This window comes from Streptomyces tailanensis (genome assembly GCF_008386495.1).
Lineage (GTDB): Bacteria > Actinomycetota > Actinomycetes > Streptomycetales > Streptomycetaceae > Streptomyces > Streptomyces tailanensis.
The window spans coordinates 74,160-94,525 of record NZ_VTHJ01000006.1 but is presented as its reverse complement, the minus strand read 5'-3'; the positions used below and the strand labels follow the sequence as shown (position 1 = coordinate 94,525).

Sequence of the window (20,366 nt, the reverse complement as noted above, 5' to 3'; positions counted from 1 at the left end):
CTGCCCATCGGCTGCGCATGTCGGGCTGAGCCGACGTCGGTCCGGAGCCGTGGGCTGCATCCCCGCCGCCGTCCAGCTCCGGGTGGTCGTTCGCGGAGAGTTCGTGCGCGGCCCCATCTGAGGGCCGGCGGTACCCCGCTGGTGGGCACGCGCGCTGCAGGTGGAGTGCGCGTGCCCACCAGGGGAGTGCTGCGGGGCTCTGAGCGATCCGTGGCACTGCCCCGGCCGGGGCGTCGGGTTCAGGAGAGGTCGAACCGATCGAGGTTCATCACCTTCTCCCACGCGGCGACGAAGTCACGCACGAACTTGTCTCCCGCGTTCTGGGACGCGTAGACCTCCGCGACGGCTCGGAGCTGGGAGTGTGAACCGAAGATGAGGTCGACCGCGGTGGCGGTCCACTTGGGTTCGCCTGTGGCGCGATCCCGGCCTTCGAACACGTTGTCGTCCGAAGCCGACGCCCTCCACTTCGTGCCCATGTCGAGCAGGTTGACGAAGAAGTCGTTGGTCAGTGTCTCCGGCCGGTGGGTGAGGACGCCGTGTGAGGATTGCTTGAAGCCGGTGTTCAGGACCCGCATGCCGCCGATCAGCACCGTCATCTCGGGAGCGGTCAGCGTCAACAGGTTGGCGCGGTCCAGCAGAAGGGTCTCCGGCGACAACTTCTCTCCCGCCCGGAGGTAGTTGCGGAAACCGTCGGCCCTGGGTTCCAGCACGGCGAACGACTCCACGTCGGTCTGTTCCTGCGAGGCGTCCGTGCGCCCCGGTGTGAACGGGACCGTGATGTCGTAACCGACGTTCTTCGCGGCTTGCTCGACGGCCGCGCACCCGCCCAGGACGATCAGGTCGGCGAGCGAGACCTTCGTTCCGCCGGCATGTGAGACGTTGCATTCCTGCCGGATCTGCTCCAGCTTCTGCAACACCTCGGCCACCTCGGGCAGGCGGTTGACCTCCCAGTCCCGTTGCGGCGCGAGTCGGATCCGTGCCCCGTTGGCCCCGCCACGCTTGTCGGTGCCGCGGAAGCTCGCTGCTGACGCCCAAGCGGTGGTGACCAGCTGGGAGATGGACAGTCCAGATGCGACGATCCTGCTCTTGAGGGCAGCGATGTCCTCGTCCGCGACCAGTTCGTGATCGACCTCGGGGACGGGATCCTGCCACAGCTGCGGCTCGGGAACCCACGGGCCGAGGTAGCGCGAGACGGGGCCCATGTCGCGGTGCAACAGCTTGTACCACGCCTTGGCGAACGCTTCCGCAAGCTGGTCCGGGTTCTCGTGGAAGCGCTTCGTGATCGGGCCGTAGACCGGATCCTGCTTCAGCGCGAGGTCCGTCGTCAGCATCATCGGAGCGTGCCTCTTCGACGGATCGTGAGCATCGGGCACCGTGCCCTTGGCCGAAGGATCCGTGGGAGTCCACTGCTTGGCACCGGCGGGGCTCGTCGTCAGCTCCCAGTCGTACCGGAACAGGGTGTCCAGGTACCCGTTGTCCCACCTGGTCGGCTCGGCAGTCCATGCGCCCTCGAGCCCACTGGTGAGCGTGTCGGCGCCCTTGCCGCTGCCGTACGTGTTCCGCCAGCCGAGGCCCTGCTGATCGATGGGGGCGGCCTCGGGTTCCGGGCCGATGTACGCGGGATCGACCGCACCATGACACTTGCCGAATGTGTGGCCGCCGACGATGAGCGCGACCGTCTCCTCGTCGTTCATCGCCATGCGCCCGAACGTCTCGCGAATGTCCCGGGCGGCGGCCATCGGATCCGGGTTGCCGTTGGGTCCCTCCGGATTGACGTAGATCAGCCCCATCTGCACGGCACCGAAGGGAGTGGCGAGTTCCCTGTCGCCGCTGTAGCGCTCATCTCCGAGCCAGGTGTCCTCGGGCCCCCAGAAGATTTCCTCGGGTTCCCAGATGTCCTCTCGCCCGAATCCGAACCCGAAGGTCTTGAACCCCATGGATTCCATGGCACAGTTACCGGCGAAGACCAGAAGGTCGGCCCAGGAGATTTTCTGGCCGTACTTCTGCTTGACCGGCCAGAGCAAACGGCGCGCCTTGTCGAGGCTCGCGTTGTCCGGCCAACTGTTGAGGGGGGCGAAGCGCTGAGCGCCGGAGCCGCCCCCGCCCCGGCCATCGGCGACACGGTACGTGCCCGCGGCGTGCCAACTCATCCGGATGAAAAGCGGCCCATAATGGCCGTAGTCGGCAGGCCACCAGTCCTGTGACGTCGTCATCACCTCGAAGACATCCTGCGTCAGCGCGTCGAGGTCGAGGGTCGCGAACTCTCTCGAGTAGTTGAAGTCCTCGTCCATCGGATTGGAGCGGGACGAATGCTGGTGGAGAATTTGAAGGTCCAGCTGATTCGGCCACCAGTCCCGGTTCGTCTTGGGCCGAGTCGGCGTGGGGATCGGGGAGGAGATTGCCGGGTTCTCGCTTTCGCTGCCGGACACGTCGTCCTTCTTTCGCTCTCGGTGTTTCCACGCACAATGCCGATGATGGTGATGTCGGCGTCCGTATGGTCGCGCACCGCAGACGGCACCGCTACGAAACACGCAGAGCACCCCCCCCGCATGACAAACATGAGAGTAGAGGCTTATTTTCTGCTCGGAAATCGACTTCCGAGCCGACGGGGCCGGGCGCCTGCCCTCACGCTCGTGGAGCAGACGGCGCGGTACGCCGGTGAGTTCGGCTGACATGACTGACAGTTACAGGTCAGGACTCGGTGGTCCCGGAAGGGCCATACCGTCTTGAGACATGTGTGAGACGACGAAGCTCCGCCGGGGGGCGGGGCTTCGTTGCGCGAGGGACTACGACGAAGCCCTGGGAGTTCGTCCTCCGACATCCGAGGGCTTCGTTCTCTCCACTCTCACCGCATTGAGGATTTGGGCGGCCTGGCCGGTCTCTACCTGTTCCCCGGCCCGTCCTCTCCCGTCCGGCCGCTGTCCGCCGGCCGCGCGGATCCCCATTCCATGCGGATCACCGCGTACGTCTCGCCGTCCCTCGGCGGACGCGTCCAGGAACGGGTGGCGAACGTGTGCAGCCGCCCGTTCACGATGGCATGACGCGGCAGAGACGCACCGAATTCCCCGGCCACCGCTTCCAGCAGCGACCGTTCCACCTCGGCCCCGTCCTCCGTGTCGCCGAAGAACCGGTTCGGATCCAGCGCCGGCGGTATCTCCCCGCTCTGCCGGATCTCTCCGTCCGCGTACGTGAATGAGTACTGCTCGGCACCGTCTTGCGCCACCGAGAGGTGGAAGAAGGGCTCCCCGTGCCATGTCCTCAGGCCGCTCCACACCACCACCGCACGGGTGTCCTCGCCGGCGGTCGCGGCGGGGGAGACGAATCGCCGCTGGTCGAACGGGGCGGGGTCGCCGTCGAATGCGAAGCTCCAGCCGGTGCCGGCCTGGCCGACCGCCATGAGAGCCCTGTCGTCGTAGGACGAGAACTCCCGCTGGTTGTGCAGCGACCGGTGGCGCGCCTCCCAGAGGGTCATGGGTTCGTTCAGCACGGTGTGGTTCCCGTCCGCGAGACGTCCGGGCAACTCCTCCGGCTGCACCCCCTCCACCAGGATGAACCGGTAGGACGTGCGGTTGTTGCCCGGGTCCGGCTCCGCGAGCCACGCCAGGCCGCCCGGGTCGAGCCCGGCCGTCGGCCTCGGTGTCTCACCCGTCTGCCCGCCCCTCGGCGTGGACAGCAGCTCCCGGCCCCGCTCCGGGGTCAGCAGCGGCCCAAGGACGGGGTCGGCCACCCATCCCAGCGGCGCCAGGTGGTCCGGTCCCAGCGGCTCCCACAGGGGCAGAGCATTGATCAGTGTCCGCCATGCCCCGTCGGAGTCTCCCCACCGCGCCAGCTCCCGCGCTCTCTCGATCGCTTCCCCGAACGGTCCGGCCGCCGTGTGCCGGTATGTTCCGTTCCTCACCTGATCCAGCGTCGCGTAAGCCAGTGACACCAGGTCGTCGTGGGCGCCCCGCAGATGGAACGTCAAGGTGGAGTCGTCCCGGTACGAGTGCGCCGCGTGCTCGGCGACCAGCGGTGGCAGCAGCTCGGGCGCGTACTGATGGTCCGTCACCAGGCCGTGGAAGTACACCATGTAGGTCTGTCCGAGCAGGCGGCGTATCTGGTCGCCCAGCCCGGCGGCCCGCGGTCTGCCGTACTCCTTGGCCTCGTCCAGCGCCTTCCCGGCCTGCTCCCAGCCGCCGCGCAGCGCCTCCAGCCGGGCCTCCTCCACCGAGGCGTCCAGCTTTCGCGTCGTGTCGTTGGCGAACACCGGCTCCCCGTCGCTCGGGCGCGACCGCAGGCTGTGGAACTCCCGGTGCATGTCCCGCATGAACTCAAGGAAGTTCGCGTGCCGCTCCGGCGGCGCGGCCCGCCAGCTCGCCCACGTGTACACGGCCCACTCACCGTCCTCGTCCACGTCCTCGGGATCCATGAGGACGTGGGTGATGTCGGACTCGACGTCGAGCTGCAGCCCGCGCCGCCAGATGTCCACCTCCAGCCGTTCCTCGGGTCCGGCGTCCTCGTCCAGGTGCTCCTCGAACATGACCGCGAGTCCCGACTCGTCGTTGTGCCAGCGCGTGTCCTCGGTCCCCGCCAACAGCCACACGAACCCGCCCGTGTGCCGCCACCCGTCGCTGACCTTGAGGAACTCCCGGTACGACGGGGGCATCCGTCGGCCGAGGCGCTCCTCCATGGCTGCGATCCGCTCCTCGGACGCGGGTGGGAACCCGAGCCATCGCGCCTGCCGCGCGGCCTCGTCGTCCTCGCCCTGCGTCTCGTCGTCCGGCAGGGAATCTGCCCACTCCCCGCTCCACCTGAGCAGGAAGGACCGCCAGTCGAATGCCGTGGTGTCCGTCATGTGTCCGATGCTGCCACCCGCCACTGACAGTGCTCCCGCGGCTTGCTGCGGTCAACGGGACCCTCTCGTAGGCAACCGGCCCGGCAGGCTGTGCCGACGTTCTCGTGCCCTGCTTGGTCGATGGAAAAGTCGGCGAACTCCACGTCGGTGAAGGCGTTCCCAAGACCGTGGGCGCGGCTACCCCCGTCCGGGAAGCAGGCGTGCCCCAGCCCACGGATGAGGATCACCATCTGCTGCTCGCCCGCGCCGGCGTCCCGGGCGGCGAACAGCTCCCGCGCGACCTGCGGTACGCGCGGCCTTATCGGACGCTCAAGGTGCAAGCACGCCTTAGCCGTCCGGATGCCCCAAGCACTGAAGATTCCGGACCCGATGGTCGAGATGTTCAAGGGTGACATCCGCGACGGCGTCGTCGGCACCGGCATCAGGGCCAAGCATGCTGAAGTGCGCGATCGAAGACCAGGGGCTCACGCCCGGGGTCGGGCGGGCGATGCGGGCGATAACCCCTGCCCGGCCGGACTGGGTCTCGCCTACGGCAGCTGGACCAGGTTGAGCCGGTACTCCTCGACCTGCGGCAACCGCTGTTCGGCGAGGCCGGAGAGCATTTCCCGGTACGCGACGGGCAGCCGGTCGTGCAGAGGTGCCGGCAGCCCTGTGAGCGTGCGGGAGTCGAGGAGCCGGGTCCCGGGACGCCATGCGCTGAGGTCGGCCGGGTCGGCGCAGGTCCACTGCATACGGGCCTCGACCTTGCTCAGGGCGTCATGCTGGTCCTGGGTGCCGACGATCCCGGGGCCCGCCGTGTCCAGGGCCAGCAGCGAGCCGGGGAAGTTCTCGGCGAGCAGGTCGACGACGTGGCGGACCTCGCCCTCCTCCAGGAACGGCAGGACGGCTTCGGCGGCGAAGAAGTACGGACCCTCTGCCTGGGCGGCCACGGCGGAGGCCCAGGCATCGTCCGTCACCGACCCGGCGATCATCGTCCGGCGCGGGGTGTCGGCGAAGAAGGTGCGGCGCAGGTCGATCACGTCGGGCAGGTCGAGGTCGAACCAGCGGGCCCGTTCGTTACCGACGCGTTCGTAGCGGGTGTTGAGTCCGGTGCCGATCTCCACCACCGTGCCGGTGGGATGCGCGGCGAGGAAGTCCGCGACCCACAGGTCGAACAGCGCAGTGCGCAGCACGGCGCCGACGAGGCTCGGGAGGTTGTCGAAGCGGGAGAAGTCGTAGTCGATCGACGCGACGATCTCCTCGGCCCGGGGATCGCGCAGGGCCGACTCCTCCTTGCGGTTCTCCACGGCCCGGCCGTACAGCGGGATCAGGAGTGTTTCCTGGACCGTGCCCAGGCGCATCTCGCGCTCTGTCGTCATGGCTGCCTCTCGGAGCGGAGCGAGCTGGTTCCTCGACGCTATATGAAAATGGGATCCGTTGTAAGAAAGTTGCTGTCGGTCGGTCAGAAGGCCGCTCTCACTTCGCGACCGACAGTTCGCCCGTCACGTCGCGACCGCCTGTTCGCCGACCGGTCGCCGGGTCTCACCTCTCCGCCGTCGGGCCCGGGCCAACAGTCCGTGCCGGGGCGCCAGGCACCAGGTCAGGGCGAACAGGGCGGTCAGCACGCAGACGATGGAGCCGCCCGCGGCGAGGTCGTAGGCGTAGGACACATACAGTCCCGCCAGCGCGCCCGTGCCGCCGAAGAGCGAAGCCATCAGCGTCATCGCCCACAGCCGTTCGGTCAGCATCCGCGCCGCCGCGGCCGGGGTGATCAGCAGGGACAGGACGAGGATGTTGCCGACCGCCTCCAGGGACATCACGATCGTGGCGGTCACCACGGCGTAGAGGATCAGGTCGAGCCGCATGACGGGCAGCCCGGCCGCGCGGGCCGTCTCGCGGTCGAGGCTGACGGCGACCAGTTCCTTGCTCAGCAGCAGCACGACCGTCACCAGGACCACGCCCAGGCCCGCCGCCGTCCACACGTCCTCCGGGCCGACCGCGAGCACCTGCCCGAACAGGAACGAGGACAGGTCGGTGGACCAGCTGTCCTGCGTGGACACCAGCACGATGCCGAGACCGAACGCGCAGGAGAAGAACACCCCGATGACGGTGTCCTCCTTCAGGCGGCGGTTCTGTGAGACGAGGGCGATGAGGAGGGAGGTGGTCAGCCCGGCCAGCGCCCCGCCGAGCAGCAGGTTGCCCTGGAAGGCGTAGGCGAGGGCGACGCCCGGGAACGCCGAGTGGGACACGGCCTCGCCGATGAACGCCATCCCGCGCAGTACGACGTACACGCCCACCACCCCGCACACCAGCCCGGTGATCGCGGCGACCGCGAACGCCCGCTGCATGAAGGGTAGTTGCCAGGGATCGGTGAGGAACTCCACGACGGTCACGCGGCCCTGCCTTCCCGAGTGGCTCCGATCGCGGTGTCCAGGCCGAAGGCGCGCAGCATCTGGGCGGGATCGGCCAGCAGTTCAGGGCCGCCCTCGGCGACGACGGTGCGGTTGAGGAGTGCCACGCGCGTGCAGGTGCGGGCGGCGGCGGCCAGGTCGTGGGTGGTCATCAGCAGGCCCTTGCCGTCGGCGGCCAGGCGGCCGAAGAGGTCGCCCAGCAGTTCCTGGGTGGGGATGTCCACGCCGGTGAACGGCTCGTCCAGGAGCAGCAGTTGGGGGTCGCTCGCGAGTGCGCGCGCCACCAGTACCCTCTGTCGCTGCCCGCCGGACAGCTCACCGATCGGGCGGCGGCGCAGATCGGCGAGGCCGACCAGCTCCAGCGCCTCGTCGACGGCCGCGCGGTCCGCGGGCCTGGGCCGGCGCAGCCATCCGATGGAGCGGGTACGGCCGGACAGCACCGCCCCCGCGATGTCGATGGGGAAGTCCCAGGCGAACTCGTGGCGTTGCGGCACGTATCCGACGAGGTGCCGGGCGCGGCCCGGGGGCAGGCCGTCGATCAGCACCTCGCCGCTCGCGAGGGGGATCAGGCCGAGGGCGGCGCGCAGCAGGGTGGTCTTGCCCGCGCCGTTGGGGCCCAGCAGGCCCAGCAGGTCGCCTCGACGCACGGTCAGCCGCGTGTCCTCGACGGCGGTCCGGCCGCCGAGGACGACGCTCACGTCCCGGGCTTGGAGCAGGGGCTCCACGGTGGTCACGCGGGGGTCCTTCCGGCGGTACGGCCCCGGTGCCTGCGGGTGACGGTCACGAAGACCGCACCCAGTGCGGCGAGCGCGGCAGCGGTCCCGCCCAGCAGCACCGCGTTCCCGGCGCCGGTCGAGGCCATGGAGCCGTTACTGTCCGAGGAGCCGCCACCCGTGGACGCGTCGTCGTCGGTCGCCCCGTTGCCGGACGAGCCGTCGTCGGATGCGTCCGTCCCGCCTGTCCCGCCCGTCCCGTCCGTGCCTGATGAGGAACCGCTGCCCGACCCGTCGCCGGGTTTGACGGCGCCCGGGTTCTCGTCGCCGACCACGAAGGCCACGGTCTCGGTGTCGCTGACCGCCGTACCGTCGGCGAGCTTGCCGCTCATCTGGAACGTCAGCCGGTAGGTGCCCTCCTTGGTGAACGCCCAGCCGCCGTGCGCGTGCGTGTTCGCCGGGATGTCGAAGGAGTCGGGGACACCGTCCTTGCTGTTGAACAGCACGGTCGCGCCGGACATGGCGTCGTAGGTGTAGAGCGCGACCGTACCGGGGCCCTTGACCTCGGTGAGGGAGAACTTCACCCCGCCCTTGGTGGCGCCCGCCTGGATGTTGTCGGTGGACCAGCCGGGCCACAGCAGTCCGTCCTGCTGCACCTGGTCGAGCAGCCACACGGGGTCGCCGGCCTTGCCGAGGAAAGCGAAGTCGTCCCCGTCCGGGAGGGTGTTCTTGGCGGCGGGCTTGACGTGCAGGACCACGGAGGAGGGTTCGCGCCAGGTGGTCTTTCCGGAGACCGTGCCGTCCTTGAGATGGATCTGCATCCTCTTGTCGACGACCCGTGCGGCGATGTCGACGTGGCCCTCGTCGATGACCTTCGGGGTCGAGACGACGGCGTCGGCGTCCGCGGCGGCGCGTGCGGGGGCCGGGGCGGAGGGTGTCTCCTCGGCGGCCGGTGCGATGAGGTTCCGTGGCTCGGTCGTCGGTTCCGTGTCGGAGCCGGGGGTGGCGGGCTCGTCGGAAGCGCCACCCGTTCCCGTACCCTTCTCCGGCGTCTCGTCCGCCCGTGCGATGGCCTCGTCCCCGACGAGCACCGTGTAGACGGTCCCGATGGACAGCTCCCGCCCGTCGACCGTCCGGGCCTCGGCGGTGAAGATGGCCTGGTAGGTGCCCTCGGCGGTGAACGCCCACCGGGTGGAGCCCTCCTGTCCCACCGGCAGTTCGTAGCCGTCGGGCAGCCCGTCCGCGCTGTCGAACAGCAGCGGATCGTCCTGTTCATCGCCGGTGTTCGCGTACACCCGCAGATCGCCCGGCCCGGCCAGCCCGGTCAGCGCCCACCGCACGGTGTCCTGGTCCACGGCGCCCTCGGGCACCCCGGTGGTGTCCCAGCCCGGCGCCGGAGCGGTCCTCAGCTGAGCGTCGGGAACCTCGATCACATGAGCCTCGGGGCCGTCCGTGGCATCGAGGGTCAACACCCCGTCCGCGTAAGCGATCCGGCCGAATGCGGACCCGGTGCCGCCCTCGCCGGCGACCGCCACACCGCCGCCCGCGAGCGTGGCCGCGAGCGCCACCGCCACGGCGACGCGTTCCCTGTGTGCCCTACGCGTGGCCCTCATCAGGCGTCCTTCCCAAGGCACTTCGCGAGCTCGTCCGCGTTGTGCCGCATCATCGATACGTAGTCGTGGATCTCGTCGCCGAACGAGTCGCCGTAGATCGTGCAGACCTCGACGCCCTGGTCCTGGGCGACCCGTTTGAGCACGTCGGCGCGGGCGGCGAGGTTCGGCTCCAGGAACACGGACGGGACCTGCTTCTCGCGGATCGTGTCGCCGAGTTCCTCCACCTCGGCCGCGCTCGGCTCCCGGTTGGGCACCGGTACGACGAAGCCGGCGACCTCCATGCCGTACGCCTTGGCGAGGTAGCCGAAGGCGTCGTGCGTGGTGATCAGCTCACGGTTCTCCTCGGGGATGGTCGCGAGCTTCCGGGCGACCTCCTGATCGAGGGCGCCGAGCTTCTTCAGGTAGGCGGCGGTGTTCTTCTCGTACGTCGCCTTCCCGTCCGGGTCGGCCTTGATCAGCTCGGCCTCGATGCGGCGGACGTACGCCTCCGCGTTCGCGACGTCCTCCCACGCGTGGGGGTCCATGTCGCCGTGAACGTGCTTGCCGATGACGGCCTGGGGGAGTACCCACAGGTCCGTACCGGGCCGACCGAGGAAGGCGTACGGCTTCTCCTTCGGCACGGATTCCTTCGCCCGGTCGGGCACATTGAGCACGACATCGCCGGCCGGGTGCTCGGTGCGGGCGCCGCTCTTCTCCTCGTCCGCGCGGACGTACACCTTGCCGGTCTCGGCGTTGAGAGCGACGTCGGCGTGGCCTCCGTCCAGCACGGTCGCGCCCTCGGGGGCCTCGGCCGCGTCACCGACGGTGAAGGTGAACGTACCGCTGCCGAACTTCTCGGCCTTCCCGTCGAGGGTCTCGGTCCGTCCCTCGACGGTCAGCCTGTACGTACCGGGCTTCTCGAACGCCCAGTTGACGTGGGTGTGCGCCTCGGGCGGCAGGGTGAAGGAGTCCTTGGCATCGAGGCCGTCGGCGGAGTCGACGTACACCTTTGGCCGGCCGAGCGTGTCGGTGAGATACACGCGCAGCTCGCCCGGACCCTCCAACTTCGTCGCGGTCGAACGCACTTGGGAGCCGTCGCCCGCGATCCGGCCCTCGACCGCCCAGCCGAGCCAGAGGACGTCGAGGCCGAGGTCCTCCTCCAGCTTCATGACCGTGCCGCCGTACTGCTCCAGCTTCTCGGCGATCTGGACCTTCGGCGTGGACTCGGGCGCGTTGTTGTGGACCATCTTCATGATCCCGGGCTCTTCGAGCAGCAGCCCGTTGCTGAACACGAGGTCGGCGTCGGCGACCTCGGCGGCGTCGCCGGGGCTCGGCTCGTAGGAGTGCGGATCGCCGTGGTGCGGCACGATCGAGGTGACGTCGACGCGGTCGCCGCCCACCTGCTCGACCAGGTCCGCGATGATCGCCGTAGTCGCCGACACCGTCAACGCGGCGTCGGACGACCCGGCTTGGACGCCGCTGCACCCGGTGGCCACCGCGGTGAGCAGTGCGCAGGTAGCGGTGAGCGTGGTGGCGGTGGTACGTCTGGCGTGGCCCCGCATGGGGCTCCTCCTTCGCTTGAACCTTGAACAGGGTGGATCCGTGGGACGGCGGACCGGGTGGCTGCCGGGTGCCGGTCCGCCGTCCCGCGGGTTTTCAGGGGGTGGCGCTGCGGCGCCGTACGAGGAACACCGCGCCGCCACCCGCGAGCACGGCGGCCGCGGCAACGGCGGCGAGTACGGCGACCTGGGCGCCGGTGGAGGCGAGCGTGCCGGATGGGGCGTTGCTGCCGCCGCTGTCACCGCCGGACGCGCCTGAACCTCCCTGGCCCCCCGATGAGTTGACGCTGTCCGACGCGCTCGGCGACGCCGAGTCCGGCGCCGTGGGCGATACGGATGCCGAGGCGGAAGGCGTCGGCGTCGCCGAAGGTGTCGCCGAGGGCGTGGTCGTCGGCGTCGCCGTCGGTTCGTCGCCCGTTCCCGGCGTCACGGTCCCCGGGTCCACGTCGTCCCCGACCACCCACGCGAAGGTCTCCGTGTCGCTCACCTTCGTACCGTCGGCCAGGGTGGCGCTGACCGTGAACGTGGTGCGGTAGACGCCCTCTGCGGTGAAGGCCCAGTTGAAGTGGCTGTGGGTGCCCGGCGAGATCGTGTGCGCGTCGGGCAGGCCGTCACCGCTGTTGAGCGAGACGACCGGGATCGCCATCGCGTTCGTATGGAACATCGCGACGTTTCCGGGCCCTTGTACGGAGTCGAGCCGGAAGGAGATCCTGCCGCCGACCTCGTCCTTGGCGTACTCCTGCGTGTTCCAGCCGGGCCACAGAAGGCCGGCCTTCTGCTGCAGCGGCAGCCACCACACCTCGTCGCCGACGGTGCCGAGGAACTCGTACTCCTCCGGAATCTTCCGCCTGGCGGCGGGCCGCACATGGAGGACCACCTTGCCCGGCTCGTACCACTCGTACTTGGTCTCTGTTCCTTCCTTGAACTGGAACTCCAGGTCGCCGTCCACCGGGCGGGCCGCCATGTCGACATGGCCTTCGCCGATGACATGCGCCGCCGGAGGGGTGGGCGGCTGGCTGGTAGGCGGAGCCGAACTCGTCGGGGTGGAGCCGTCGCCAGGGAGTACGTCGGCCGGGTCGACGTCGTCGCCGACGACCACGGCGAGGGTCTCGGTGTCGGTGGCGCCGCCGATGGTCACGGTGAACGTGAGCCGGTAGACGCCCTCCGCCGTGAACAGCCAGGTGGGCAGCATCCGTTCCTGGCCGCCGGTCAGCGTGAAGGAACGCGGAGCGGCCTCGGTGCTGCCGAGATGGGCCTCGGCCGGGATGTCCGAGGAGTCCATCTCCCGGGTGTACGTGGCCATGCCGAAGTCCCCGGGGCCGTCGAACCCCGCGAGCGTCACCTCGGTGTCCCCGCCCGCCTCGGTGCCCTTCCAGCCGGGCTCGGGCGCGAAGATGTCCGCGGCCTCCCAGCCGTTGAGCTGCCAGGTGTCCAGGTCGGTGGTGCCCAGCGCGTTCGCGACCGGGCTCAAAGTGGTCTGCAGGGACTCCTGCACGGCGTGCAGGACGACGGTCGAAGGCTCGCGCGTGACCGTCGTGCCCCCGCTGCGGTCGTCGATCTGCAACTGCGGCTTCCCGTCGACGAGTCGGGGTGTGAAGTCCAGTTCCCCCTCGCCGAGTACGACGGCACCGCCGGCGGCGCGGGCTGCCCCGCTGCCGCCGGCGACCAGCCCTGCCGCGCCCACGAGTGACGCGACAGCCGCGGTGAGGACTGCGGCTGTGCATGCGCGACCGCCGCGCGTCAGGGCTCTCATCACGAGCTGACGACCACGGTGTACGTGGCGTCGGTGAACTCGGTGACGCCGCCGACCGTGCCCTGGACCCGGAACGTCAGCTCGTAGGCGCCGGCCTCCTCGAAGGCCCAGTTGGCGTGGTTGTGCGTGCCGATGGCGAAGGACTTCGACTTGAAGTTGGTGGTGGCGGTGTTGCTGTCGTACCAGCGGGTGCCGGCACCCTCGTAGACGCTGAAGTCCTCGGTGGCGGCACCGTCGCGCGTGGCGCTCACCAGGCGGTACGTCACCGAGTTGTTCGCGAAGACGCCGGTGGACAGGTGCTCGGTGGAGATGCCCGGGAAGAGCACCCCGGCGGCGTCGGCCTCCAGCTCCGTGTCCGGAAGCAGCCAGATCTGGCTGCCCGAACCCAGGAAGCCGTAGCCGGGGTTGGCGGTTCTCGCGGCGGCCGGCACGGACAGCGTCACGTCGGCCGGCTCGTACTCGGCTTCGTTCTCCTCGTCGTGGACGTGCAGATGCAGGTCGGCGCCGTCCCACTCGGCGTCGAGGACGTCGACGTGGCCGCTGCCGAGCGTGGTGGCGGCGACCGCCGGGGTGGCGGCCAGACCGCCGAGCGCGACGGCCGCGGCGAGGGAACCGGAAAATGTCAGAGTGCGGGCAAGGGTACGCAAGGGGATCCCCCCGGGTCAGAAGGTACACGCGCTTGAGCGTGCACGGACAAGACACATGGTAATCATTTTCAAATAGACCACAAGCGGGTTCGTGGCGCACCGAGGCGACTGGTGGTCGGCGACGGCACCAACGACGCGCCCGCCCTCGCACTGGCCGACGTCGGCATCGCCATGGGCGAACACTCCTCCCACGTCGCCCTGGAGACCGCCGACATCGCCCTCGCCGGCAACGACCTCCGCCAGGTCGCCGCCGTCGTGGAACTCAGCCGCCACACCCTCCGCGTCGTACGGCGGAACTACGGCCTCGCCATCGGCGTCAACCTCGCCGGCCTGCTCGCCGGCCTGCTCGCCGGCGCGGGCGGCTCCCTCAACCCCGTCGCCGCCGCCCTCCTGCACAACACCAGCAGCATCGCCGTAGTCGGCAACTCCGCCGGCCTGGTCAACCACACACCCCACCTGCCCGCCGAGACAGGCCAGACCATGAGTGTGGCTCCGCTCGAAGAGACCCGGGTGCGCTGACCGCCCCCGTCGCCCCGGCCGGTTACCCCGCCCTGCACCGCCTCACGCTGCCGCGCCATCCAGTCCAGCGTCTCGGGCGGCGGCCAGTAGCCACGCAGCCGATCTGCAGGAAGCGGTCGCCGCGTATCGCGCCGGATTCGATGAGCCGGCGCATGGGCTGGCCGTGTCCGACTGCGAGCCGAACTCGACGTCGACGGTGTCGACGTGGGCGTCGAAGTGGATCACCGAGACCCTGCCCTGTCCGATGTGCTGGGCCACGCCGGCCGCGTCCGGCCAGGCGATGGTGTGGTCACCGCCGAGGATCAGCGGGATCGCGCCGGTACGTGCGACGGCGTGCACGGCGGTCTGCAGGTCGCGTACGGAGCGTTCGGCGTCGCCCGAGAACATCTCCACGTCGCCGGCGTCGTAGCCGCGCAGGTCCCGCAGGGCGTCGACCCGCATGGCCGGCGAGGGACGCGAGCCGTCGTGCGGGTTGTAGTCGGTCTGGCGGATGTACTGCGGGCCGAACCGTGTGCCCGCGCGATGGTGTCCTGGGCGAGGTTCGGCATGACCGCGTCGATCAGCGCCTCGCGGGAGCCGAACCGGTTGTACAGCGTGCCCGTGCTCACCCCGGCCCGCTGGGCGATCTCCTCCAGCGGGGCGTGCAGGCCCTTCTCGCGGAAGACCTCGATGGCGGCCGCCTTGAGCTTCTCGATGTTGCGGCGCGCATCCGCGCGCAGGCCTGCCTTCGCCATCGAACCGTTCCTAGAGACTGAGCGGGAGTGAGTCCTGTTGCCAGGATTCATGCTCGGCCGAACGCCCCGGACGGTGTTGGGCGTTCTGGTTGCCCGCGTTCGCTCCGCGTCCGGGCGGCACGGATCGTGTCCGTGGTCCGGGGATGCGGGGGCGGGTTCCCTCACGCCCAGGGACGCCTGGTCGGGCCTGGACGGTCCGATGCCCCACCGCATCACTCCGGTGCTGTGGGGGCGGTGTCGTCCGTCGCCGGATCGGGTGTCCCTGGGCGCGCCTTCCGATCGCCACGGCGGCTGCGTCGTGGCGAGTGGTCTCGCGGGTTGTGGTGGTGAGGGGTTTGTGCCAGTGCTGGGCGCCCCAACGGCTGGTGTAGGCCGGGTCGACGGCGATGACCGCGATACCCGTCTGATCGGCCATGGATGACAGTCGGGCGCGGAGTTTGCCGGTGGGCATGCCGGAGATCAGCTGTCGGAACCGATTGCGGCGTCCGTGCTTTTCGCGGGTCTTCTCCGCGGCGAAGTCCAGATCCTCCACCGCGACCGCCTTCACACCACAGGACCTGGCCCAGTGCAGCAGACGGGTCAGGGCATGGCGGACCTGGGCGTCGCGGTGTTCGCGGGTGCCGGACAGGTCGTAGAAGAAACGGCGCGGGCCGCCCATCGGGTTGCCGTGGACGTCCAGGCGCCAGGCGGCCAGGTGGTCGGCGTTCATGTCGACGCCGATCACACCGTGGACGAGCGCGCCCTGGAGCGGGACCCTCTGTTCCACCGGGATCTGCCAGGACGCGGTCAGATACCAGCGGTCCCGGCCCGTATCCAGGTGGAGGCGGTAGGCGATCGCCCGGTTGGCCGCGACGCGGTCCGCCCATTCGGTGCCCCGGTGCGCGAACACGACCCGGCACGCCAGGACGTACCGCCCGTGCGGAGCGTTGGCCAGATGCCCGAGGGGTGCGGGCAGTTTGAGGCTCACCTCGCCGTCGGGACTGACGCGGATCGTCTCGTTGCCATAGCGCTTGCCGGACTCACCGTCCGCCTGGCAGAACCAGCGCTCCGCCTCCCAGGCCCGGCGCCACTGCGACTCCGTGAGCTGGGCGGCCTCCAGGTGGTGCCGGGTGCGGGCCAGTTGCCTGCCGCCCCGCACGACATGCACGACTCCGGCCTCACGGTCGGCCCACACTGTAGTCAGCCGGTCTTCCAGCGCCCGCAGCCGCCGCGACTTCGCATGCCACTCCCGCTGGGACCGGTAACCCCCGGCGCTTGCTTGGTTCCCTTCTGCCCGACCGGCAGGGACAGCCGGTGCTTGATGGTGCGGATGCCCGCTCCCAGGTTCTGGATGTGCGCCAGCTGGCAGCGGCGGGCCAACGCCCACTGGTCATGAGTGGCCTTGGTGATACTGCCCGCCCACCGCGACGACGACAGGGGCGTCAGTGCCCGCTTGCGCACCGCCCATGCCTCAGCCGAGCGCTCCAGACCGTCCCGGCAGCGGGCCTTGAGATCCTTCGAAGCCAGCGCGCCCAGATGCGCGCCGACCAGCCGCAACACCTCCTCATCCCCGGGCGTCAGGTGCTTGAGGCGGGTGCGGATGGCCACACCGCTCGGACCGGACGCGACGAACGACGGCGCCACGCTCCTCAGCTCACCCACCCCGTCACCCCCGCCCCGACCCCACCCGAAGATCCCGTCACCATGGGAAACGAGCGTCACCCATGAAGGTCACACCTTCGATGAAAGAACGTCAGTTCCCCACAGAAGCCGGCCCTACAGAAACCGCCCCCCGGCCGCCCGGACCACGCGACACGACACAGACCACCCACACTCACTCCCGCTCACCAGAACGCTCTTGAACGCACTCCAACGTCAGCAGCTCCAAACCCTCCTCGTAACTTGACGCTGTCGCCAAGTTTAGTGCTGAGGGCTACGCGTGCGACGCGCCCGCCGGCACCGGGACCCCGCGATGTGCGGCGAGGGCCTGGTCCAGGTCGGTCATCAGGTCCTCGGGGGCTTCGAGGCCGATGGAGAGGCGGAGGAGGCCGGGGGTGGGGCGGGCCTCGGGGGCGACGGGGCGGTGCGTCAGGGCGGCGGGGTGCTGGATGAGGGAGTCGACGCCGCCCAGGGACACCGCGTGGGTGAAGAGGGTTACGGCTGAAGTGACGTGCTTGGCCTGCTCGTAGCCGCCGAGGAGGTCGATGGAGATCATCGCCCCCGGCCCTTTCAGCTGGGTGCCCAGCAGACCCTGGGGGTCTCCCGCGATCCCGGGGTAGTGGACGCGGGCGACGCTCGGGTGGGTCGTCAGCCAGGCGGCGATGCGCTGGGCGTTCGCCTGCTGTGCGCGTACCCGGATCGGGAGGGTGGCGAGTCCCCGGTGCAGGAGGTAGGCGCCCAGCGGGTGGAGCAGGCCGCCGGTGACGGCTCGTACGCGGCGCAGTGCGGCTGCCCGTTCCTGGTCGCAGGCGATGACACCGGCGACGACATCGCCGTGCCCGCCGAGGTACTTGGTCGCGCTGTGCAGGACCATCGAGGCGCCGAAGTCGAGGGGATTCTGCAGAATCGGGGTCGCGAAGGTGTTGTCCACGAGCACGGGAACAGTGCCGGCGGCCTCGACGACGGCACGGATGTCGACCAGGTCGAGGGTCGGGTTGGCGGGTGTCTCCAGCACGACCAGCGCCGTGTCGGGCCGGACGCAGGTGGCTACGTCGGACGCCGCGCAGTAGGTGACCTCGGCTCCGAGCAGGCCTGATGCCAGCAGGTGGTCGGTCCCGCCGTAGAGGGGGCGGACCGCCAGGACGTGGCGGCGGCCGGTCTCCTTCGTCGTCGCGAGGACCGCCGCGGTCATCGCCGCCATGCCCGAGGAGTACGCCACCGCCGCCTCGGCGTTCTCCAGCCGGGCCAGCGCCGACTCGAACCGCGCCACCGTGGGGTTCCACAGCCGCGCGTAGACGGCCCCGCCCTCGGCGGTCGGCATCCCCCCCGACGCCATGGCCTCGTAGGACAGGCCGCCGGACTCGATGTCCGGCAGCGGACTGGTCGACGACAGATCGATGGGCGGAACGTGTACGCCGAGCCCTGCCAAGTCCTCACGGCCGGCGTGCACGGCGATGGAGTCGAGTTGAAGGCGTGACGAAGTCATGCCCAGACTGTGAGTGGATCCACAGGAACATGCAAGATGTGTTGTGGAAAGTAAATCACCTCGCCGGAATCGGCGCGGATTCAGCAAGCGGAGGGCCCTGTGGCGGACCAGCAGCCGAAGAAAACACAACCCGCTCCCGGCGCTCTCGACGGCACCGATCTCGCCATCCTGGCCGCCCTCGTGGAGGACGGCCGGATGACGAACGCGGCGCTCGCGGCCCGCGTGGGCGTCGCGGAGTCGACCTGTGCCTATCGGGTACGGGCGCTGCGCGAGTCCGGTGTCCTCACGAGCATCAGCGCCCGGCTCGATCCCGGCGCACTGGGCCGCCCCATCCACGCCATCATCAAGGTCCGGCTGGGCAGCCACAGCCGGGACCATGTCCGCAACCTGTACGACCGGCTGGTCGAACTGCCGGGCGCGCTCACGGTCTTCCATGTCGGCGGCGCCGACGACTTCCTCCTGCACGTGGCCGTGGCGAGCCCGCAGGGCCTGCGCGACCTCATCCTGGAACACATCACCACCCACCCGATGGTCCGGCAGACGGAGACCCAGCTGGTCTTCGAAGTCCGTGAAGGGCGCGGCGCGTTGCCGGGATGAACTCCCTCATGCCTGGCTACTGGACGAGCTCCCAGTCCTGTGAGCCGTCCGCCGTCGCGTTCTGCAGGGTGAGCGGGGCCCCGGCGGAAGCGCCGGTCAGGTACAGGTTCGGGTTCTTGATCGCCTGCAACCTGTAGAACCCGTCCTCGGTCCGGATGAGGTTCCAGCTGCCGGTGGCGCTGTTGTCGACCCACTGGCCGATCCGCTGGCCGACCGTCGCGTTGCCCGTCCAGATGGCCGCCGCGCGGCCGCCCGACTTGTTCAGCAGCGTCACGCCGCCCTTCGGCTCGGTCACCACATGCCAGTACTGGGTGTCCGTGTTCGACACCGAGCCGGGGGCCTCAAGACGGACGTCGGGAACGTCTCCGTTGCCGATGTTCGCGTCATTGGTCCTGCCCCCGGTGCCGATCACCTGGTCGGTCCTGCGGTTCACCAACTGGTAGTAGGAGCCGTCGGATTGACCGAGGCCGACCTCGGTGTACGCGAGCGTCGACGAGTCCTGGTTGTTGAGGATCACGACGCGACCGGTGCCGTCGACGTACTGCAGATTGCGGCTGTAACCGGGCCGCGACGTCGTCTGGTACTCCTTCCACACCCCGTCGCCGCGCCCGCTCTCGTTGACCCAGACATTGCCGCTGCCGGCCGCGTTGTACACCAGGCGCCCGCCCGGAAGCCGGATGAGGACCGGGCTGCCCGCCCATGGCCAGGCGCCGGGAACCGGTGTCGACCGGCAGGGAGGTGACGCCCTCGCCGGTCGGGGAACCACGGTGGAACTCCCACGGGTTGTCGGCGAGCCGGAACCTGGTGTTGGCCCCGCCGCCCCAGTACTCGTAGGTGAGGAGCCACTTGCCGTCCGTCGTCCGGACGACGTTCGTCATGCCCGGCCGCCCGCCGCCGATCTCCGTCTTGCCGCCGCCCATGTCCTGGGTGAGCCCCGCGATGTCGACGACAGGAGCGCTCCACTGCGCGGCGCGCCCGTCCCACGTCTTGTGCACGAGGATCTGACCGTGCGAGTCGGCTGCCGTGTCGTTCGCGGGGTCGAGGACCGGGACGCCGGTGTTCGGGTCGAAGCCGGTGTAGTCGTTCTCGTCCGAGTAGTAGCAGACGAGCTTGCCCTTGTGGACCATCAGGTACGGCTCCCACAGGGGATCCACCTGCTTGTGCGTGTTCGCGGCGGCGATGTTCTGCCCCACCGCGCCCGCGCTGCCGCCCTGCCAGCCGCCGGTCGCGACGACGTTGAGGACCCGCCAGGTCCGGCCTTCGTCGGTGCTGGAGTACAGGGCGATGGCCATGTCCGAGCGGTCACCGTCGTTGGACGGCGTCCAGTTCCAGTCGGCCGCCTTGTGCTCCTTGTAAAGGTGAACGGCTCGGTCGACTCCGCGGCCGAGCGCTCCGCGACCCACGCGTCGAAGTCGGCCACGGCCGATCCGGCGACCGCCGCCCTCAGGACCGATACCGGCCTCGGTACTGGTGGGCTCGCGTATTCAAGTGTCGCCAGCTCTGGGGCTTGGGAGACGGGGCAGTGACTGTGCGCGTTCGCTGGGAGGCAGGGATCGCGTGCTGTCAGGCTCCTGCGTCCTGCAAGCAGTCGACCGACTCGGCGACCGGGAGGCCGTCGTAGGACGCCGAGAGCTTGACGGTGTGGGACTCCGTCGTGACGGTCGCCTCGGGGGTGTCGCACTCGGTGCCGTCGGCGAGCTTGACCGAGCTCTCGCTGCCCGAGGCGGTCTCCGCCTGCTCCGTCGGCGTGCCGAGGAGCGTCGGCAGATCCTTGTGGTTCAGCGCGGTGCACAGCTGTGCACCGGAGACCTTCGTGCCCGCCGGTCGGGCCGCGAGCGTCGGCCGATCGTGGACGATCAAGGAACGTACTGGCCAATGCCGCTGCAACGTTCTGGTGCGAGGGA

15 protein-coding genes and 3 pseudogenes are annotated in these 20,366 nt (G+C 69.8%); 2 read left to right on the top strand and 16 right to left on the bottom strand.

Translation table 11 applies throughout. The annotated features are described in order from the left end of the window. Positions 1 to 239: 239 nt before the first annotated feature. From katG to F3T56_RS07125, 10 genes are all read right to left on the bottom strand, one after another. Positions 240 to 2,429 (bottom strand): catalase/peroxidase HPI, encoded by a 2,190-nt coding sequence (katG, locus tag F3T56_RS07175; protein ID WP_149823845.1) that lies wholly within the window; start codon positions 2,427 to 2,429, stop codon positions 240 to 242. Between the two features lie 452 nt (positions 2,430 to 2,881). After that, positions 2,882 to 4,834: an SMI1/KNR4 family protein gene (locus tag F3T56_RS07170; protein ID WP_149823844.1), complete on the bottom strand. Its 1,953-nt coding sequence runs from the start codon at positions 4,832 to 4,834 to the stop codon at positions 2,882 to 2,884. Then, positions 4,831 to 5,256, bottom strand: coding sequence for a hypothetical protein (locus tag F3T56_RS47515; protein WP_246203464.1), 426 nt, complete (start codon positions 5,254 to 5,256; stop codon positions 4,831 to 4,833). Before F3T56_RS47515 ends, F3T56_RS07170 begins: the two co-directional genes overlap by 4 nt. Before the next feature lie 105 nt (positions 5,257 to 5,361). Further along, positions 5,362 to 6,192: a class I SAM-dependent methyltransferase gene (locus tag F3T56_RS07155; protein WP_246203462.1), complete on the bottom strand. Its 831-nt coding sequence runs from the start codon at positions 6,190 to 6,192 to the stop codon at positions 5,362 to 5,364. 123 nt (positions 6,193 to 6,315) lie between these two features. Continuing rightward, positions 6,316 to 7,206 carry an anchored repeat-type ABC transporter permease subunit gene (locus F3T56_RS07150; protein ID WP_149823843.1) on the bottom strand — a complete coding sequence of 297 codons (891 nt, stop codon included), beginning with the start codon at positions 7,204 to 7,206 and terminating at the stop codon, positions 6,316 to 6,318. Beyond that, complete coding sequence (locus F3T56_RS07145) at positions 7,203 to 7,958, bottom strand: anchored repeat-type ABC transporter ATP-binding subunit (RefSeq protein WP_246203460.1); 756 nt, start codon at positions 7,956 to 7,958, stop codon at positions 7,203 to 7,205. Before F3T56_RS07145 ends, F3T56_RS07150 begins: the two co-directional genes overlap by 4 nt. After that, positions 7,955 to 9,550, bottom strand: coding sequence for a TIGR03773 family transporter-associated surface protein (locus tag F3T56_RS07140; RefSeq protein WP_149823842.1), 1,596 nt, complete (start codon positions 9,548 to 9,550; stop codon positions 7,955 to 7,957). The genes F3T56_RS07145 and F3T56_RS07140 overlap by 4 nt, the downstream gene beginning before the upstream one ends. Then, on the bottom strand, positions 9,550 to 11,091 hold the full coding sequence (locus F3T56_RS07135; RefSeq protein WP_149823841.1) for an anchored repeat ABC transporter, substrate-binding protein: 1,542 nt from the start codon (positions 11,089 to 11,091) through the stop codon (positions 9,550 to 9,552). Before F3T56_RS07135 ends, F3T56_RS07140 begins: the two co-directional genes overlap by 1 nt. 94 nt (positions 11,092 to 11,185) lie before the next feature. Continuing rightward, positions 11,186 to 12,772, bottom strand: a complete 1,587-nt coding sequence (locus F3T56_RS07130; RefSeq protein ID WP_149823840.1) for a choice-of-anchor M domain-containing protein — start codon at positions 12,770 to 12,772, stop codon at positions 11,186 to 11,188. Between the two features lie 68 nt (positions 12,773 to 12,840). After that, entirely contained in the window at positions 12,841 to 13,488 is a 648-nt protein-coding gene (locus F3T56_RS07125; protein WP_149823839.1) for a choice-of-anchor M domain-containing protein, read from the bottom strand. Positions 13,489 to 13,599: 111 nt separating this feature from the next. Here F3T56_RS07125 and F3T56_RS07120 point away from each other — a divergent pair, with 111 nt between their 5' ends. Continuing rightward, positions 13,600 to 14,007, top strand: coding sequence for a hypothetical protein (locus F3T56_RS07120; protein WP_246203459.1), 408 nt, complete (start codon positions 13,600 to 13,602; stop codon positions 14,005 to 14,007). Between the two features lie 42 nt (positions 14,008 to 14,049). Here the strand turns inward: F3T56_RS07120 and F3T56_RS07115 are convergent, their stop codons facing one another. The 4 genes and pseudogenes from F3T56_RS07115 to F3T56_RS07100 form a co-directional block, all read right to left on the bottom strand. Further along, the gene (locus F3T56_RS07115; RefSeq protein WP_246203474.1) at positions 14,050 to 14,499 is read right to left on the bottom strand and encodes an arginase family protein; all 450 of its coding nucleotides are present in this window, start codon (positions 14,497 to 14,499) and stop codon (positions 14,050 to 14,052) included. A gap of 116 nt (positions 14,500 to 14,615) precedes the next feature. After that, positions 14,616 to 14,741: pseudogene (locus F3T56_RS50010) on the bottom strand (TetR/AcrR family transcriptional regulator); the annotation flags it as partial. Positions 14,742 to 14,751: 10 nt separating this feature from the next. Continuing rightward, positions 14,752 to 16,382, bottom strand: a pseudogene (locus F3T56_RS07105) (IS200/IS605 family accessory protein TnpB-related protein). 271 nt (positions 16,383 to 16,653) lie between these two features. Beyond that, complete coding sequence (locus F3T56_RS07100) at positions 16,654 to 17,865, bottom strand: trans-sulfuration enzyme family protein (protein ID WP_149823838.1); 1,212 nt, start codon at positions 17,863 to 17,865, stop codon at positions 16,654 to 16,656. 99 nt (positions 17,866 to 17,964) lie between these two features. Between F3T56_RS07100 and F3T56_RS07095 the strand changes: the two genes are divergently transcribed. Beyond that, the gene (locus F3T56_RS07095; protein WP_149823837.1) at positions 17,965 to 18,462 is read left to right on the top strand and encodes an Lrp/AsnC family transcriptional regulator; all 498 of its coding nucleotides are present in this window, start codon (positions 17,965 to 17,967) and stop codon (positions 18,460 to 18,462) included. A gap of 16 nt (positions 18,463 to 18,478) precedes the next feature. Here F3T56_RS07095 and F3T56_RS07090 read toward each other — a convergent pair. Together F3T56_RS07090 and F3T56_RS07085 are read right to left on the bottom strand one after the other, a co-directional pair. After that, positions 18,479 to 19,823: pseudogene (locus tag F3T56_RS07090) on the bottom strand (RICIN domain-containing protein); the annotation flags it as partial. 202 nt (positions 19,824 to 20,025) lie between these two features. Further along, on the bottom strand, positions 20,026 to 20,322 hold the full coding sequence (locus F3T56_RS07085; protein WP_149823836.1) for a DUF6215 domain-containing protein: 297 nt from the start codon (positions 20,320 to 20,322) through the stop codon (positions 20,026 to 20,028). Positions 20,323 to 20,366 lie beyond the last annotated feature (44 nt).

Bases quoted from the DNA above. Each gene is read 5' to 3' on its own strand.
- F3T56_RS07170 (WP_149823844.1), bottom strand. From the start codon at position 4,834: ATGACGGACACCACGGCATTCGACTGGCGGTCCTTCCTGCTCAGGTGG.
- F3T56_RS47515 (WP_246203464.1), bottom strand. From the start codon at position 5,256: ATGCCGGTGCCGACGACGCCGTCGCGGATGTCACCCTTGAACATCTCG.
- F3T56_RS07155 (WP_246203462.1), bottom strand. From the start codon at position 6,192: ATGACGACAGAGCGCGAGATGCGCCTGGGCACGGTCCAGGAAACACTC.
- F3T56_RS07140 (WP_149823842.1), bottom strand. From the start codon at position 9,550: ATGAGGGCCACGCGTAGGGCACACAGGGAACGCGTCGCCGTGGCGGTG.
- F3T56_RS07135 (WP_149823841.1), bottom strand. From the start codon at position 11,091: ATGCGGGGCCACGCCAGACGTACCACCGCCACCACGCTCACCGCTACC.
- F3T56_RS07100 (WP_149823838.1), bottom strand. From the start codon at position 17,865: ATGACTTCGTCACGCCTTCAACTCGACTCCATCGCCGTGCACGCCGGC.